This window comes from Pseudomonas sp. PF05 (genome assembly GCF_056521845.1).
Genome location: NZ_JBWLPW010000017.1, coordinates 65,796 through 81,841 on the forward strand (window position 1 = coordinate 65,796; position 16,046 = coordinate 81,841).

Annotated in this window: 15 protein-coding genes; 5 read left to right on the forward strand and 10 right to left on the reverse strand. The window is 62.1% G+C overall.

Annotated features, from left to right (window positions below; genetic code table 11):
* Positions 1 to 140: 140 nt before the first annotated feature.
* Together AC09SL_RS24000 and AC09SL_RS24005 are read right to left on the reverse strand one after the other, a co-directional pair.
* On the reverse strand, positions 141 to 902 hold the full coding sequence (locus AC09SL_RS24000; protein ID WP_058546733.1) for a YdcF family protein: 762 nt from the start codon (positions 900 to 902) through the stop codon (positions 141 to 143).
* Positions 903 to 1,005: 103 nt separating this feature from the next.
* The gene (locus AC09SL_RS24005; RefSeq protein WP_058546732.1) at positions 1,006 to 1,326 is read right to left on the reverse strand and encodes a hypothetical protein; all 321 of its coding nucleotides are present in this window, start codon (positions 1,324 to 1,326) and stop codon (positions 1,006 to 1,008) included.
* Between the two features lie 292 nt (positions 1,327 to 1,618).
* On the opposite strand from AC09SL_RS24005, the gene leuS reads away from it, so the two are divergent.
* The 5 genes from leuS (at position 1,619) to AC09SL_RS24030 (ending at position 7,737) form a co-directional block, all read left to right on the forward strand.
* Complete coding sequence (gene leuS / locus AC09SL_RS24010) at positions 1,619 to 4,225, forward strand: leucine--tRNA ligase (protein ID WP_058546730.1); 2,607 nt, start codon at positions 1,619 to 1,621, stop codon at positions 4,223 to 4,225.
* 90 nt (positions 4,226 to 4,315) lie between these two features.
* Positions 4,316 to 4,921, forward strand: coding sequence for an LPS-assembly lipoprotein LptE (locus tag AC09SL_RS24015; RefSeq protein WP_058546729.1), 606 nt, complete (start codon positions 4,316 to 4,318; stop codon positions 4,919 to 4,921).
* 39 nt (positions 4,922 to 4,960) lie between these two features.
* Positions 4,961 to 5,998, forward strand: coding sequence for a DNA polymerase III subunit delta (holA, locus tag AC09SL_RS24020; protein ID WP_058546728.1), 1,038 nt, complete (start codon positions 4,961 to 4,963; stop codon positions 5,996 to 5,998).
* Between the two features lie 179 nt (positions 5,999 to 6,177).
* Positions 6,178 to 6,342: an alternative ribosome rescue factor ArfA gene (gene arfA / locus AC09SL_RS24025; RefSeq protein ID WP_003205882.1), complete on the forward strand. Its 165-nt coding sequence runs from the start codon at positions 6,178 to 6,180 to the stop codon at positions 6,340 to 6,342.
* Positions 6,343 to 6,414: 72 nt separating this feature from the next.
* Entirely contained in the window at positions 6,415 to 7,737 is a 1,323-nt protein-coding gene (locus AC09SL_RS24030; protein ID WP_058546727.1) for a lytic murein transglycosylase, read from the forward strand.
* Positions 7,738 to 7,845: 108 nt separating this feature from the next.
* Here the strand turns inward: AC09SL_RS24030 and AC09SL_RS24035 are convergent, their stop codons facing one another.
* The 8 genes from AC09SL_RS24035 to rodA all read right to left on the reverse strand — a co-directional run bounded on the left by AC09SL_RS24035 (position 7,846) and on the right by rodA (position 16,024).
* Positions 7,846 to 8,790: a S66 peptidase family protein gene (locus tag AC09SL_RS24035; protein WP_064107075.1), complete on the reverse strand. Its 945-nt coding sequence runs from the start codon at positions 8,788 to 8,790 to the stop codon at positions 7,846 to 7,848.
* Positions 8,791 to 9,514: 724 nt separating this feature from the next.
* Positions 9,515 to 10,537 carry a lipoyl synthase gene (lipA, locus tag AC09SL_RS24040; RefSeq protein WP_058543155.1) on the reverse strand — a complete coding sequence of 341 codons (1,023 nt, stop codon included), beginning with the start codon at positions 10,535 to 10,537 and terminating at the stop codon, positions 9,515 to 9,517.
* A gap of 1 nt (position 10,538) precedes the next feature.
* Positions 10,539 to 11,186 (reverse strand): lipoyl(octanoyl) transferase LipB, encoded by a 648-nt coding sequence (gene lipB, locus AC09SL_RS24045; protein WP_058543154.1) that lies wholly within the window; start codon positions 11,184 to 11,186, stop codon positions 10,539 to 10,541.
* Entirely contained in the window at positions 11,186 to 11,461 is a 276-nt protein-coding gene (locus AC09SL_RS24050; protein WP_058543153.1) for a DUF493 domain-containing protein, read from the reverse strand. The genes lipB and AC09SL_RS24050 overlap by 1 nt, the downstream gene beginning before the upstream one ends.
* Positions 11,462 to 11,542: 81 nt before the next feature.
* On the reverse strand, positions 11,543 to 12,700 hold the full coding sequence (locus AC09SL_RS24055) for a D-alanyl-D-alanine carboxypeptidase family protein (RefSeq protein ID WP_058543152.1): 1,158 nt from the start codon (positions 12,698 to 12,700) through the stop codon (positions 11,543 to 11,545).
* A gap of 167 nt (positions 12,701 to 12,867) precedes the next feature.
* Positions 12,868 to 13,893, reverse strand: coding sequence for a septal ring lytic transglycosylase RlpA family protein (locus AC09SL_RS24060; RefSeq protein WP_058543151.1), 1,026 nt, complete (start codon positions 13,891 to 13,893; stop codon positions 12,868 to 12,870).
* Complete coding sequence (gene mltB, locus AC09SL_RS24065) at positions 13,893 to 14,903, reverse strand: lytic murein transglycosylase B (protein WP_058543150.1); 1,011 nt, start codon at positions 14,901 to 14,903, stop codon at positions 13,893 to 13,895. Before mltB ends, AC09SL_RS24060 begins: the two co-directional genes overlap by 1 nt.
* A 17-nt stretch (positions 14,904 to 14,920) precedes the next feature.
* Positions 14,921 to 16,024 (reverse strand): rod shape-determining protein RodA, encoded by a 1,104-nt coding sequence (rodA, locus tag AC09SL_RS24070; protein ID WP_058543149.1) that lies wholly within the window; start codon positions 16,022 to 16,024, stop codon positions 14,921 to 14,923.
* Positions 16,025 to 16,046 lie beyond the last annotated feature (22 nt).

The window sequence follows — 16,046 nt, forward strand, 5'->3', positions numbered from 1 at the left end:
GCTGGGGTGCGAAGCGCCCCCCATTCAAACTGTCTGATACACCACAGGGTCAGGTTTTCAGGGCTGCTTCGCAGCCCAGCGGGGATAAATCCCCTCGCCACAGATAAATGCCTACCACAAATAAGCCCCCAGAGCAGTGCTCAGCGGTAGAACAACCAATACCCCACCAGCCCGACCGCCTCATTCATCAACTGCCCCGATTGCCAGATCGACTTGAACTCCGGCATCCAGCCGCCCAGTGGCCGGGCGTTGTCCGCCCCCAGGAAACCCACCGGCGCCGGCACCACTTCAAACCCCGCGCGCTCGAAACTCCAGACCGACCGAGGCATGTGCCAGGCCTGGGTGACCACCACAACCCGCTTGATGCCTTCGGGCAACAGGATCTCGGCGCTCATCTGGGCGTTTTCCCAGGTGGTGCGGCTACGTCCTTCCTGCCAGCGCACGTTGACGCCGAAATCCTCGCGCATCGAGTCGGCCATCAACTTGGCCTCGCTGGGTGGGGTGCCATAGTGCAAGCCGCCGGTGGTCAGCACGGGCAAGCCCGAAGCCTTGGCCAGCCGCGCCGCATAACGCTGGCGCTCCAGGCCGACCCCGGTGGGTTGGTCGGCGCCCCAGGCCGGGTCCCCGCGCTCGCGACCGGAACCCAGCACCACGATGGCGTCGGCACGCTGGGCCAGGGTCGCCCATTCGCCGCGCAGCAGCGGCGGCTCACGCTCCAAGGCCTTGGCGCTCCACTGCACCACCACCGGCAGGCTCATCAACCAGAAACCGCCCAGGCCCACGGCGAAACACAGCCGGGCCAGGCGCGGCCGTGAATGGCGCCACCACCAGGCGAGCGCCAACAGCAGCAAAAGAATGCCGGGCGGCAATAAAAGTTGTTTGATGAAATAGCGAAACGGCATCGGGCATCTCCATAGATGCCCGAAGCCTAAGTGGGTTGACGCAAAGCGACAACAGATTCGAAAAAGCCTTGAACCAAAAAAAGCGACACGCGTGAATCCGGCTTTACTTGAACTGCAGCGACCGGACCTTTACAGCATCCTTATCAGGCGTCCGGTCCTTGAGCCACACAACCTTGGCCGAACGGGGCGCATCGAGACGCTTGAGTACCTGGGCCCCACTGGTGGGGGTTTGATGCCCGGCCTGTTCGAGGTAAGCCTTGACCAGTTCGAACTCCGCGGGGCTCAAGCCTCGCAGTTCCAGCTCTGCCGGGCGTTCATCACGCAAGCGTCCGGCGGTTCTTGCAGCGTCCAGGGCCACCCCAAGACGATCGATCAGTTTTTCATACAACTCAGGTGTAGCGACTTTTCGTTGTGATTCAACCATCCCTCACCTCATTGAAGATAAGACTCACTCCCCATTGAGAAGCTTAGCTTCGCTGGGCAAACCGGCAGGGCGCCGCGACCAACGGCCCTGAATACCGGTCATCGCCGATGGTCAGCGAGGATTCGGCAACAATCAGGGTTTCCCTCGGCAGAGCGCGGTCATGTATGCTACGGCGCTTCCTGTAACTCCACTTCCAGCTTGGCTGGGCATCGAAAACGCCGGATTCGGCGTCGTCTGCGTCCAGCATGGCCACGAAGAGGATTGGGCCACCCCATTCAGTACAAAAGTAGCCATGCACGAACACTACCAGCCCCGTGAAATCGAAGCCGCCGCCCAGTCGTTCTGGGACGAGCAAAAGTCCTTTGAAGTCAGTGAACAGCCAGGCAAGGAGACTTACTACTGCCTGTCGATGTTCCCTTACCCCAGCGGCAAGCTACACATGGGGCACGTGCGCAACTACACCATCGGCGACGTGATCTCCCGCTACCAGCGCATGCAAGGCAAGAACGTCCTGCAACCCATGGGTTGGGACGCCTTCGGCATGCCGGCGGAAAACGCCGCGATGAAGAACAACGTGGCCCCCGCCAAGTGGACCTACGAAAACATCGCCTACATGAAGACCCAGCTGCGCAGCCTGGGCCTGGCGGTGGATTGGTCCCGCGAGGTCACCACCTGCAAGCCCGACTACTACCGCTGGGAACAATGGCTGTTCACCCGCCTGTTCGAAAAAGGCGTGATCTACCGCAAGAACGGCACCGTGAACTGGGACCCGGTGGACCAGACCGTACTGGCCAACGAACAAGTGATCGACGGTCGCGGCTGGCGCTCCGGCGCGCTGATCGAAAAGCGCGAGATCCCGATGTACTACTTCAAGATCACCGCCTACGCGGATGAACTCCTGGAGAGTCTCGACGAACTGACTGGCTGGCCCGAGCAGGTCAAGACCATGCAGCGCAACTGGATCGGCAAGTCCCGCGGCATGGAAGTGCAGTTCCCCTACGACGTCGCCTCCATCGGCGAAGCCGGTACCCTGAAAGTCTTCACCACCCGCCCGGACACGCTGATGGGCGCCACGTATGTGGCCGTGGCCGCCGAGCATCCACTGGCGACCCTGGCGGCACAGAACGACCCTGAGCTGCAGGCGTTCATCGCCGAATGCAAGGGCGGCAGCGTCGCCGAAGCCGACGTCGCCACCCAAGAGAAGAAGGGCCTGCCCACTTCATTGTTCGTCGAACACCCGCTTACCGGCGAGAAGCTGCCCGTGTGGGTCGCCAACTACGTGCTGATGCACTACGGGGACGGCGCGGTAATGGCAGTCCCTGCCCACGACGAGCGTGATTTCGAATTCGCCCACAAGTACAACCTGCCGGTCAAACCGGTCGTGCGCACCAGCGCCGGCGACCAGACCCCGGAACCTTGGCAGGACGCCTACGGCGAACATGGCGAGCTGATCAACTCCGGTGAGTTCAACGGCCTGGATTTCCCCGGCGCGTTCGATGCCATCGAAGTCGCCCTGATCAAGAAAAACCTCGGCGCCTCGCGCACCCAGTTCCGTCTGCGGGACTGGGGCATCAGCCGCCAGCGTTACTGGGGCTGCCCGATCCCGATCGTGCATTGCGACACCTGCGGTGACGTACCGGTGCCGGAAGATCAGTTGCCCGTGGTCCTGCCCGAAGACGTCGTACCCGACGGCGCCGGTTCGCCCCTGGCGCGCATGCCCGAGTTCTATGAGTGCAACTGCCCGAAATGCGGCGCACCGGCCAAGCGTGAAACCGACACCATGGACACCTTCGTCGAGTCCTCGTGGTACTACGCACGCTATGCCTCGCCGCACTATGAAGGCGGCCTGGTGGAAAAATCCGCGGCTGACCACTGGTTGCCGGTGGACCAGTACATCGGTGGTATCGAACACGCCATTCTCCACCTGCTCTACGCACGTTTCTTCCACAAGCTGATGCGTGACGAAGGCCTGGTGAGTTCCAACGAGCCGTTCAAGAACCTGCTGACCCAAGGCATGGTGATCGCCGAGACTTACTATCGTCGCGAAGCCAACGGTGCCTACACCTGGTTCAACCCGAGCGACGTAGAACTGGAACGCGACAGCAAAGCCAAGGTCATCAGCGCCAAGCTGATCGCCGACGGCCTGCCGGTGGAAATCGGCGGCACTGAGAAAATGGCCAAGTCGAAGAACAACGGCGTCGACCCACAGTCGATGATCGACCAGTTCGGCGCCGACACCTGCCGCCTGTTCATGATGTTCGCCTCGCCACCTGACATGAGCGCCGAGTGGTCCGATTCGGGCGTCGAGGGCTCGCACCGCTTCCTCAAGCGCGTCTGGCGCCTGGCGCAAGCCCACGTCACCCAGGGCCTGCCGGGCAAACTGGACATCGCCAGCCTGAACGACGAGCACAAAGCCGTTCGTCGCTCGATCCACCTGGCCATCAAGCAGGCCAGCCATGACGTCGGCCAGAACCACAAATTCAACACCGCCATCGCCCAGGTGATGACGCTGATGAACGTGCTGGAAAAAGCCGCGCAAGGCACCGAGCAGGATCGCGCTCTGATTCACGAAGGCCTGGAAGCCGTGACGTTGCTGCTGGCGCCGATCACCCCGCACATCAGCCACGAGCTGTGGAATCAACTGGGTCACGCCGACCCGGTGATTGACGCACGCTGGCCGGTGGTGGACGAAACCGCGCTGGTGCAGGACAGCCTGACCCTGGTCATCCAGGTCAACGGCAAGCTGCGCGGCCAGATCGAAATGCCGGCCGTCGCCACTCGCGAAGAAGTCGAAGCTGCTGCGCGGGCCAATGAAAACGTACTGCGCTTCGTCGATGGCCTGACGATTCGCAAAGTGATCGTCGTGCCCGGCAAGCTGGTCAACATCGTCGCAAGCTAATTGGATCAGGCGCGAGGCTCGAGCCTGGCGCCGAATATAACCTGCGGGGTCGCATGGTCGACCCCCATAGGGTTCAAGGGGAGCAACAAGATGATCAAACGTAATCTGCTGGTAGTGGGCCTGGCGGTCCTGTTGAGCGCCTGCGGCTTCCAACTGCGCGGCACCGGCACCACCGAGCTGGCCATCACCGAGCTGGACCTCAGCGCACGGGACGCCTATGGCGAAACCGTCAAGATGCTGCGCGACACCCTGGAAAACAGCGGAGTGAAAGTCTACACCGGCGCCCCGTACAAGCTGGTATTGACCCGTGAACAGCAAAGCCAGCGCAGCCTGAGCTATGCCGGCGCCGGTCGTTCGGCCGAGTACGAACTGAACAACGTACTGAGCTATGAGATCCGCGGCCAGAACGACCTGGTGCTGGTGGACGACAAGCTGCAGGTGCAGAAGGTCTACCTGCACGATGGCAACAACATCACCGGTTCCGACCAGGAGTCGAGCGAAGTGCGTGGCGAAATGCGGCGTGACCTCGTACAGCGCATGATGCTGCGCCTGCAACAGCTGAGCCCGGCCCAACTGGAGCAGCTGCAACAGACGGCCGACGCCAAGGCCAAAGCCGAAGCCGATGCGCTGGAAGCGGCACGCAAGGCTGAAGCGGAGACCCCGCAACAGTCGCCAATGCAGATCCCGGCTGAATAAGCCTTGCGGGGCGCTCCGGCGCCCCGCTCGCCTTTTCTTATGAAGCTCGCTCCCGCCCAACTCGGCAAACACCTGCAAGGCGCCCTCGCGCCGGTCTACATCATCAGTGGCGATGACCCACTGCTGTGCCAGGAAGCCGCCGACGCCATCCGCACTGCTGCACGCCAGCAAGGCTTCGACGAACGCCAGGTCTTCGCCGCCGACGCCAGTTTCGACTGGGGCACGCTGCTGCAGGCCGGGGCGAGCATGTCGTTGTTCGCCGAAAAACGCCTGCTGGAACTGCGTTTGCCGTCCGGCAAACCCGGTGACAAAGGCGCCGCCGCGCTGATCGAATATTGCTCACGGCCCGCCGAGGACACCGTGCTGCTCATCAGCTTGCCGAAGCTCGACGGCAGCGCGCAAAAGACCAAATGGGGCAAGGCCCTGGTCGAAGGCCAACAGACCCAGTTCGTGCAGATCTGGCCGGTGGATGTCAGCCAGCTGCCCAGTTGGATCCGCCAGCGCCTGTCCCAGGCCGGCCTCTCGGCCAGCCAGGACGCCGTGGAACTGATTGCCGCCCGGGTCGAAGGCAACCTGCTGGCCGCCGCCCAGGAAATCGAAAAGCTCAAGCTGATGGCCGAGGGCGGGCAGATCACCGTGGAAACGGTGCAGGCTGCCGTGGCCGACAGTGCGCGCTTCGATGTCTTCGGGCTGACCGATGCGATCCTCAACGGTGAAGCCGCCCATGCCCTGCGCATGCTCGAAGGGCTGCGGGGCGAAGGCGTCGAGCCGCCGGTGATTCTCTGGGCCCTGGCCCGGGAGTTGCGCCTGCTGGCCAACCTGTCCCTGCAATACAGCCAGGGCGTACCGCTGGACAAGGCCTTCAGCCAGGCCCGCCCGCCGGTGTGGGACAAACGCAAACCGCTGATGAGCAAGGCCCTGCAACGCTATTCCGCATCGCGCTGGGCACAACTGCTGCTCGAAGCCCAGCGCATCGATGCGCAGATCAAGGGCCAGGCTGCCGGCTCACCGTGGATGAGCCTCAGTCGCTTGTCGCTGTTGATGGCTGGGCAGCGGTTGACGCTGCCAGCTGAATAACAGATCGCAGCCTTCGGCAGCTCCTACAATGGAAATGCATACTTCTGTAGGAGCTGCCGAAGGCTGCGATCTTTTCCGCTCTTGATCCTACAAATATCGCCTCCATTTACCCTATGGACAACGCCCCGACTCTATCCCATGATTTACCCCGCAAAACCCACCCCACGAGAGTAACCACCATGAGCAAAAAGCCATCCAAGCATGGCCCCAACAAGGCCAAGTCCATCGTCGCCCAGCCCCTGTTCCGCAGTCGCCAGGAACGACCCGCCAAGGGCAAAGGCAGCTACCGCCGCGAAGCCTTCCAGTCTGACAACTGGGAGGCTTCTTGCTTTCTGGCCGCTTGAAACACCCGGACAAGCCCTACGCCCCTTTCGCATGTTAAGGTCAGCACCTGATTTGTATTTCTGGACCCGTGCATGCCCTTCTGTCTTTCCCATCGTTGGCCACTGCGCCAAATGATTGTTGCCGCAAGCGTTGTCCTGCTTGTCGCCTGCGCCGAAAAACCTACTGCCGCCGACGCCCAACCGCTCCAGACAGTCCCCACCGTGACCGCTCCGGCGATCGTGCCGCCCGTGGTGCCGACCGGTGAAGACCTGACCATTGCGCCCACCCAGACCTTTGCGCAATGGCAGGCCGGGTTTCGCAAGGAGGCACTGGCTTCTGGGATCCGTGGCGATCTGTTCGATCGTGCGTTTATCGGGGTCAGTCCGGACATGAGCGTGATCAAGGCCGATCGCAGCCAGCCGGAATTCGCCCGCCCCGTGTGGGAATACCTCGATGGCGCGTTGTCGCCACTGCGGGTCAACAAAGGCAAGAGCCTGATCCAACAGAATGCCCAGATCCTGCAAAGCATCGAGCAGCGTTATGGCGTCGATCGCGAGGCGTTGGTGGCGGTGTGGGGCATGGAGAGCAACTTCGGCCAGTTCCAAGGCAGCAAGTCGGTGATCAACTCCCTGGCGACCCTGGCCTACGAAGGACGGCGCCCAGGGTTTGCCCATGCGCAACTGATCGCCGCGCTGCAGATCCTGCAACAGGGCGATATCTCGCCAGAAAAAATGCTCGGTTCCTGGGCCGGCGCCATGGGCCAGACCCAGTTCATTCCCACCACGTACAATACCCATGCGGTGGATTTCGACGGCGACGGTCGCCGCGACATCTGGGGCAGCTCCACGGACGCCCTGGCCTCGACCGCGCACTACCTGCAAAGCTCCGGCTGGCAACGTGGCCAGCCGTGGGGGGTCGAGGTCGATCTCGCAGAGGGCTTCGACTACACACTGGCCGATGGCACGATCCGCAAGCCCGTCTCCGAATGGATGCGGCTGGGCGTCTCAGAATATGGCAGCTTGCCGATCGCCCCCGATGACAAGCAGCTGTCGGCGTCCCTGCTCCTGCCGGCCGGCCATCGCGGCCCGGCGTTCCTGATCTTTGATAACTTCCGCGCCATCCTCAAGTACAACAACTCATCGTCCTACGCCCTGGCGGTTGGGCTGTTGTCGCAGCGCTTCACCGGTGCCGGGTTGGTCTACGGCCAGTGGCCAAAAGAGGATCTGCCCCTGAGTCGCAGCGAACGCATCGAACTGCAGACCCTGCTGGGCAAGCACAACTACGACGCGGGCAACCCCGACGGCATCATCGGCGCCAACACCCGCAAGGCCATCCGCAGCGCCCAGCAGTCGTTCGGCTGGCCGGCGGACGGGTATCCGACGCACCAGTTGCTGGAGGCGTTGCGTAGCCGCTGAATTGGCGTATGGCGACTACCGCTTTCGCGAGCAAGCTCCCACAGGTGTTCTCGGTCAACCTGTGGGAGCGAGCTTGCTCGCGATGGCTGAGTTACAGGCGCTACACGACTAGCGACTGACCACCACATCCTGCTCCAGGACCAACCTCTTCTCCCCCGCATCCAACCTCACCAACGCCCCCATGGGCAAGGTGAGGTTCGGATCGCAGTGCCCGCTGCGCCAGCCGGACAGCACCGGGATGCGCAATGGCTCGAAGGTCTGCTTGAGCAATCGGTTCAATGCTTCGATATCGACCCCCGCCACATCCCCAACCAATACGCCGCGTAGCTGGTGCAATGTGCCGGCCAATCGCAGTTGAGTCAGCAGGCGATCGATGCGATACAGCGGTTCGTTGACGTCTTCGATGAACAGGATGACCCCTTCGGCGTCGATTTGATAAGGCGTGCCCATGGTCGCGGCAATCATCGACAAGTTGCCGCCCAGCAGACGTCCGTGGGCGATGCCCGGCTCGACGGTGGTCAATGGGTAGGCGGCGGGATGGCTTAGCACGCTGCCGGCCTTCAACTGTCCACGCAGCAGGCTGAAAAACGAGGTGACGGTAGGGGGTTGCTTGTCGCCCAGCAGATCGGCGTTGAGCAGCGGGCCGTGAAAGGTCACGAAGCCGGCGTAGCGGCTGATGGCCAGGTGCAGGGCGGTGATGTCGCTGTAGCCTACGAATGGTTTGGGGTTGCGGCGTAGAAGGTCGAAGTCGATGCGATCCAGCAGGCGGGGGGTGCCGTAGCCGCCGCGTAGGCAGATGATGGTTTTTATTTCTGGGTCGGCGAAGGCGGTGTGGAGGTCGTTGAGCCTTGTCTCGTCGCTGCCGGCCAGGTAGTCGTTCTTTTCGTAGACGCCTGGGAATATTTGCAGCTCATGACCCCTTGCGCGCATCCATTGGATGGCTTTTTCCGTGTCCAGGGGGGCGGGGCCGGCGGGGGCGATCACGGCGATCACGCCTTCCTTTGGGAGTGCCGGGACGGGGTTATGTGGGCTTAGGGTGTGGGTGGCTTCCATGGGTTTCCCGGTACTTATGCGTGTATATCCGTTTCTGCGGTAACGGCTACTTAGGGTTCCGCTCTTACAGCGGGTCACTTTTGGAAGAGCGCCAAAAGTAACCAAAAACGCTTTGCCCCACCACTCGGCACCTCGCTTAGGCTCGGTGTGCCCTCACTCCGGCATTGCTCCGTGGGCCGCCGCGAAGGGCCATCCATGGCCCAGCGCGGCTATCCCGGCATCCATGCCGGGATGCCCACTGCGCAATGCCTGCGTTCGGCCAGCGTGGTTTAACGGGGCGCCCAGATCAAGATCAAGATCCAAAGCAAAGCAAAGCAAAAGCGGGGCATGTCTAGTATCTAGGTGGCTGCGCCACCGCTATCGCGAGCAAGCCCGCTCCCACGGGAGAAACGCGGTCCCACCAAGAACCAGGTCGGCTCTAAGGCCGCCTCGCGGTGGACGTTGATCTGGGGCGCCCCGTTAACCACGATGGCTGAACGCAGGCATTGGTTCGTGGGCAACCCGGCATGGATACCGGGTTAGCCGCGCTGGGCCATGGATGGCCCTTCGCGGCGGCCCACGAACCAATGCCGGAGTGAAGGCATGCCGAGCCTAGGCGAGGCACCGAGTGGTGGGGCAAAGCGTTTTTGGTTACTTTTGGCGCTTTTCCAAAAGTGACCCGCTGTAAGAGCGGAACCATAAGCCGCCATTACACAAAAAACGGATATACACACCGCCCAAAAACTCAGGCACCCAGAAGCTCAGCCTTGACCAACTTAGCCTGCTCATCCGCATGATACGAAGACCGCACCAAAGGCCCCGAAGCCACGTTCTTGAACCCCATCTTGTACCCCTCCTCAGCAAACCAGGCAAAGGTATCCGGATGCACAAAACGCTGCACCGGCAGGTGGCTACGCGAAGGCTGCAGGTACTGCCCTAAGGTCAGCATATCGATGTCATGCTCACGCATGCGCTTCATGACTTCGATGACTTCCTCGTCAGTTTCCCCCAGGCCCAGCATCAAGCCGGACTTGGTCGGAATGTGCGGCATCATCTGCTTGAAGCGTTGCAGCAAGGTCAACGACCACTGGTAGTCCGAACCCGGGCGCGCGGCCTTGTACAGGCGCGGCACGGTTTCCAGGTTGTGGTTGAACACATCCGGTGGCTCGGCGGCGGTGATTTCCAGGGCGATGTCCATGCGGCCACGGTAATCGGGCACCAGGGTTTCCAGCTGGACGTTCGGCGACAGCTTGCGGATCTCGCGGATGCAGTCGGCAAAGTGCTGGGCACCACCGTCACGCAGGTCGTCGCGGTCCACCGAGGTGATGACCACGTACTTGAGCTTCAGGTCGGCGATGGCGATGGCCAGGCTTTCCGGCTCGTTGGTGTCCAGCGGCTTCGGACGGCCGTGGCCGACGTCACAGAATGGGCAGCGACGGGTGCAGATGTCGCCCATGATCATGAACGTGGCGGTGCCACCGGAGAAGCACTCGCCCAGGTTCGGGCAGGAGGCTTCTTCGCAGACGCTGTGCAGCTTGTGCTTGCGCAGCAGGGCCTTGATCCGATCGACTTCCGGGGACACCGGGATGCGCACGCGGATCCAGTCAGGCTTCTTCGGCAATTCGGTGGTCGGGATGATCTTGACCGGGATGCGTGCAACCTTCTCGGCGCCGCGCAGCTTGACGCCGGCTTCTACCTTGGCACGTGGGGCCGGACGCTCGGTGACGTCCTGCGTCGGGATAATGGTTTGCACTGCATCAGTAGTCATATCAGTCGATTCCGCCCGTGAGGGTCGTCTGCTCAGCATAGTCGAGGTGTTTGACGAGCTGCGCGCGCAGCCGGGCACTTACCTCGGCAAATTCAATCGATCCTGCATGCTCGCTCAACTGGGTCATCGCCAGTCCCGCGTAGCCACAGGGATTAATCCGTCGAAATGGCGCAAGGTCCATGTCCACGTTCAGCGCCAGGCCATGAAACGAACAGCCGTGGCGGATTCGCAATCCCAATGAGGCGATTTTCGCCCCGTCGACATAGACACCCGGCGCATCGGGCTTGGCCGCCGCCGTCACACCGTAGCTGGCCAGCAGCTCGATCAGGCATGTCTCCATGCGGGTGACCAGCTCGCGCACGCCAAACCCCAGCTTGCGCACATCCAGCAACAGATAGGCAACCAGTTGACCAGGGCCATGGTAGGTCACCTGCCCGCCCCGGTCGACCTTCACCACCGGGATATCCCCCGGCAGCAGCAGGTGCTCGGCCTTGCCGGCCTGGCCCTGGGTGAATACCGGCGGGTGTTCCACCAGCCAGACTTCATCGCCGGCGGTGTTGCCGCGTTCGTTCGTGAAACGTTGCATGGCATGCCAGACCGGCTCGTAAGCCATCGTGCCCAGCTCGCGAAAGCCCAGCGTGCCCGGCATCACAACACCATGTGCACGAAACCGGTCGCGCGCAGCTCGCTGTTGATGTCGTAGAGCTGTTCCTGGCCGGTGGCGATGATGTGCAACTGAATCGTCGTGTACTTGCCGTTGGTACTCTGGCGCTCGGCCAGGGTCTCGTGGTCAACGGTGGCATGTTTTTCAAGGATCGCGATGATCCGGTCCTTGAAACCCACGCCGGTGTCGCCGATTACCTTGATCGGATAATCCGCGCAGGGGAATTCGATCTTTGGCGCTTTTACTTCAGAGTCTGTCATGGGGTAACGGCCTCGTAAGCCGTGGTAACGCACATGGCCCCGCTCCGGATAGGAACGGGGCCATGCAGGTCAACACTTCAATCAGTTGAACAAGCCGTAGAAGAATAGACGGATGCTATCCCACATGCGGCGGAAGATACCACCTTCCTCGACCGCGTCCAGAGCGATCAGGTCGGCGCTGTGCACCACTTTGTCGTCCAGTTTGACTTCGACCTTACCGATCACGTCGCCCTTGGCGATGGGTGCGGTCAGTTGCGGGTTCATGGTCATGCTGGCAGCGAGCTTCTTGAGCTGGCCTTTAGGCAAGGTCAAGGTCAGGTCCTGGGCCAGGCCGGCCTTGACCTGATTGGTGGTGCCTTTCCAGACCTGGGCCTGGGCCAGTTCGGTGCCCTTCTGGTAGAAGGTCTGGGTTTCGAAGAAACGGAAACCGTAGGTCAACAGCTTCTGGGTCTCGGCGGCACGGGCCACTTCGCTGTTGGTACCGAAAACGACGGCGATCAGGCGCATGCCGTCACGGACAGCCGAAGACACCATGCAATAGCCGGCCTCTTCGGTGTGGCCGGTCTTCAGGCCATCGACGGTCTTGTCGCGCCACAGCAGCAGGTTGCGGTTAGGCTGCTTGATACCGTTCCAGAAAAATTCCTTCTGGGAGTAGATGGCGTAGTGCGCCGGGTCTTCATGAATGATTGCCCGGGCCAGGATCGCCATGTCGTGAGCCGACGAATAGTGCTCAGGGTTCGGCAGGCCGGTGGGGTTCATGAAGTGGCTGTTGGTCATGCCCAGGTCGGCCACGGTTTTGTTCATCATGTCGGCGAACGCATCTTCGCTGCCGGCGATGTGCTCGGCCAGGGCGACGCTGGCGTCGTTGCCGGACTGGATGATGATGCCGTGCAGCAGGTCGCTGACGGACACTTGCGAACCGACCTTGATGAACATCCGCGAACCGCCGGTGCGCCAGGCGTTTTCGCTGACGGTCACCGGATCGCTTTCACCGATCTGGCCACGACGGATTTCCAGGGTGGCGATGTAGGCGGTCATCAGCTTGGTCAGGCTGGCCGGGGGCAGGCGCTGGTCACCGTTGTTCTCTACCAGGACCTCGCCGCTGCTGGCATCCATGAGCACAAAGGATTTGGCGGCCAATTGAGGGGGCGCTGGCATCATCTCGACCGCGAACGCGGCCGGTGAGAGAAGCAGCGGGACTAGCAGGCAAAGGCGTTTGGCAAAGGTGGTGATGTTCATCCGTCTCTCGAAATCGCTAATGGGACTGCCCGAAGGCAAACTAAAACAGGCAACCTTCTAACGGGCCGCCGCGTATTTAAGTTGCTCACTCACAACCCTTGCCGGGCTTTTGTTATTCATGGAGCCAACAACCTGACCCGCTCCAACCGCAAGCGGGCCTCAATCAGTTACTCGGCGCTGACCAGGCTCGGCGAACCGAGATTGGCCAGGCGCACGCTGTTCTGCACTTGCTGGACTTCATCCGGAGAACCGATCGGCCCCAGGCGCACCCGATGCAGTGTCTGCTGGTTGCGCACGATCGAGCTGATGAACACCGGCGCGCTCACCATCGAGCTGAGCTTGGACCTCAGCAGCTCGGCAGCGTCCGGGTTGGCGAACGCGCCCACTTGCAGATACTGGCCAGACGCTGTTGCAGAAGCGTTTTTTTTTGTGTCGAGCTGAACGGGCACTACAGCCGCCGCGTGCTGCTGCGCCGGTGGCGTCCACTGCTCGACCCTACCGGTGGACGCCGTCACGGTCGGCGCGGCATTTTGCGCCACTTTCGGCTCGTTGAGCACCAAAGGCGCCGGACGGCCGCGTTGGGCCCACCATTCCTGCGGGTCAATACCTTCGACCTTGACCCGGGCAGTGCCGATTTCAGCGTAACCGAGTTTTTTCGCCGCCGCATACGACAAGTCGATGATGCGGTCGGAATAGAACGGCCCACGGTCATTGACCCGCAGGATCACGCTCTTGTTGTTGTCCAGGTTGGTCACCCGCACATAGCTGGGCAGCGGCAAGGTCTTGTGGGCCGCGCTCATGCCATACAGGTCATACACCTCGCCGTTGGCGGTGTTCTGGCCGTGGAACTTGGTGCCATACCAGGACGCCGTGCCCGAGGCCACGTAGCGCTTGGAGTCGGCCATCGGGAAATAGGTCTTGCCCAGCACCGTGTAGGGGTTGGCCTTGTAGGGCCCGGTGTGCAGGGTCGGCGTGGCGTCGGGAATGCGCGAGACGTCCACGTCCCACCACGGCGCGCCATCCTTGTGGGCGCGGTTGATGTCCAGCCCGGGCGTCGCGCGCACGGCGGTGGAGTTTTTCTGGGCCGGCGCGCGGCTGGTCGAACAACTGACGACCAACAACGACAGCGCGGCCAACGCCACGAGCTTGAGGGACTTGGCTTTCAGGGGTAGATAGGTAGGCATTGCCCGCATTATTTGACGCCCCGTGCTTTGACCAGCTCTTCAGACAGTTGATATACGGCCATGGCGTACATCACGCTGCGGTTATAACGCGTAATCGCGTAGAAATTCTTCAGGCCCATCCAGTACTCGGGGCCTTGTTCGCCTTCCAGGCGTATCGCGGTGACTGGCATGTCGTCACGCAGCGCATCATGACTCGACCAGCCCAACGCCCGCAACTCCCCGACGGTTTTCGTTGGCTCGATGCCCTCGGTCAGGCCCTCGTCCACCTGCTCGCCACGCACGTCGGCCCGGCTGACCACCGGCTGGCCGGCTTCCCAGCCGTGGCGCTTGAAATAGCTGGCAACACTGCCAATGGCATCGGTCGGGTTGGTCCAGATATTGATGTGGCCGTCATCGTCGAAGTCCACCGCGTAGGCGCGAAAACTGCTGGGCATGAATTGCGGCAGGCCCATCGCCCCGGCATAGGAACCCTTGAGGGTCAGCGGGTCGACCTGCTCTTCGCGGGCCAGCAGCAGGAACTCGCGCAGCTCCTTGCGGAAGAATTCGGCGCGCGGCGGGTAATCGAAGCCCAGGGTCGACAGCGCGTCGATCACCCGGAAATTCCCGGTGTTACGGCCAAAGAAGGTCTCGACGCCAATAATGGCCACGATGAACTGGGCCGGCACGCCATATTCCTGCTCGGCACGGACCAGGGCCGCCTCGTGCTGGCGCCAGAAGTCCACGCCCCGGGCGATACGCGCCTCGGTGATGAACATCGGCCGGTACTCGCTCCACTGCTTGACCCGCTCGGCGGGGCGGGAGATGGCGTCAAGGATCGACTGCTTGCGCTCGGCCTCGCGAAACACCCCCATCAACTGCTCACCGGCAAAACCGTAGTCGCGGGTCATCTCACCGACGAATTCGGCCACCTGCGGCGAGCCTTCGTATTCGCCCGCCTGGGCATGCGGCGCACCGCCCAGGAAACCGACCAGGCCGATCCACGGCGCATATCGCGTCGACCAGCCACGCATTGCTTGCATTGAACTCTTCACCTTATTCAAACCTGCGCGATCCACTTGCGATGCGTATGAATCGACATCAAAACCCCAAACGCTGACAGTAGTGTCACCAGCGAAGTTCCTCCGTAGCTAATGAATGGCAACGGCACCCCCACGACCGGTAACAGGCCACTGACCATACCGATGTTGACGAAAACGTAAACAAAAAACGTCATGGTCAGGCTGCCCGCCAGCAACTTGCCGAACAACGTCTGGGCCTGGGCGGTGATCACCAGCCCTCGGCCGATCAGCAGCAAATAGATCAGCAGCAGCACGCAGATGCCCACCAGGCCGAACTCTTCGCCCATCACGGCGATGATGAAATCGGTATGGCTTTCCGGCAAAAAGTCCAGGTGCGACTGGGTGCCCATCAGCCAGCCCTTGCCGAACACCCCGCCGGAGCCGATGGCGGCCTTGGACTGGATGATGTTCCAGCCGGTGCCCAGCGGATCGCTCTCCGGGTCAAGGAAGGTCAGCACCCGCTGCTTCTGGTAGTCGTGCATCACGAAGTACCACATGGCCACCGATACCGGCACGGCAGCGGCGATGACACTGAGGATCCAGCGCCAGCGCAGCCCGCCCATGAACAGCACGAAGGCACCGCCGGCCAGGATCAGCAGCGAGGTGCCGAGGTCCGGCTGGCGGACGATCAGGATGAAGGGGATGCCGATCAGCAACAGGCTGATGCACACATGCTTGAGCTGCGGCGGCAGGGAACGCTTGGACAGGTACCAGGCGATGGTCGCCGGCATGATGATCTTGAGGAATTCCGAAGGCTGGAAGCGGATCACCCCGGGGATGTTGATCCAGCGGGTAGCGCCCATGGCGTTGTGGCCCATCACGTCCACCACCACCAGCAAGCAGACCCCCACCACGTACGCCAGTGGCACCCAGCGCGCCATGAAGCGCGGCTCGAGCTGGGCGATGATGACCATCGACACCAGGCCGATGCCAAACGAGGTGGCCTGCTTGGCCAGCAGGTCCCAGTTCTTGCCACTGGCCGAATACAGCACGAACAGGCTGCCTGCGGCGAGGGTCAGGAGCAGGATCAGCAACGGGCCATCGATGTGCATGCGCTGCAGCAGGGTGGCACGGCGGCGCATCACATCCTCGCTGGAGAGGATC

Coding starts and splice junctions, on each gene's coding strand:
- mltB (WP_058543150.1), bottom strand. CDS start 14,903: ATGCAAGCAATGCGTGGCTGGTCGACGCGATATGCGCCGTGGATCGGC.
- AC09SL_RS24005 (WP_058546732.1), bottom strand. CDS start 1,326: ATGGTTGAATCACAACGAAAAGTCGCTACACCTGAGTTGTATGAAAAA.
- AC09SL_RS24015 (WP_058546729.1), top strand. CDS start 4,316: ATGATCAAACGTAATCTGCTGGTAGTGGGCCTGGCGGTCCTGTTGAGC.
- lipA (WP_058543155.1), bottom strand. CDS start 10,537: ATGACTACTGATGCAGTGCAAACCATTATCCCGACGCAGGACGTCACC.
- arfA (WP_003205882.1), top strand. CDS start 6,178: ATGAGCAAAAAGCCATCCAAGCATGGCCCCAACAAGGCCAAGTCCATC.
- lipB (WP_058543154.1), bottom strand. CDS start 11,186: ATGCCGGGCACGCTGGGCTTTCGCGAGCTGGGCACGATGGCTTACGAG.
- holA (WP_058546728.1), top strand. CDS start 4,961: ATGAAGCTCGCTCCCGCCCAACTCGGCAAACACCTGCAAGGCGCCCTC.
- AC09SL_RS24000 (WP_058546733.1), bottom strand. CDS start 902: ATGCCGTTTCGCTATTTCATCAAACAACTTTTATTGCCGCCCGGCATT.
- leuS (WP_058546730.1), top strand. CDS start 1,619: ATGCACGAACACTACCAGCCCCGTGAAATCGAAGCCGCCGCCCAGTCG.
- AC09SL_RS24050 (WP_058543153.1), bottom strand. CDS start 11,461: ATGACAGACTCTGAAGTAAAAGCGCCAAAGATCGAATTCCCCTGCGCG.
- AC09SL_RS24060 (WP_058543151.1), bottom strand. CDS start 13,893: ATGCGGGCAATGCCTACCTATCTACCCCTGAAAGCCAAGTCCCTCAAG.
- rodA (WP_058543149.1), bottom strand. CDS start 16,024: ATGCGCCGCCGTGCCACCCTGCTGCAGCGCATGCACATCGATGGCCCG.
- AC09SL_RS24055 (WP_058543152.1), bottom strand. CDS start 12,700: ATGAACATCACCACCTTTGCCAAACGCCTTTGCCTGCTAGTCCCGCTG.
- AC09SL_RS24030 (WP_058546727.1), top strand. CDS start 6,415: ATGCCCTTCTGTCTTTCCCATCGTTGGCCACTGCGCCAAATGATTGTT.
- AC09SL_RS24035 (WP_064107075.1), bottom strand. CDS start 8,790: ATGGAAGCCACCCACACCCTAAGCCCACATAACCCCGTCCCGGCACTC.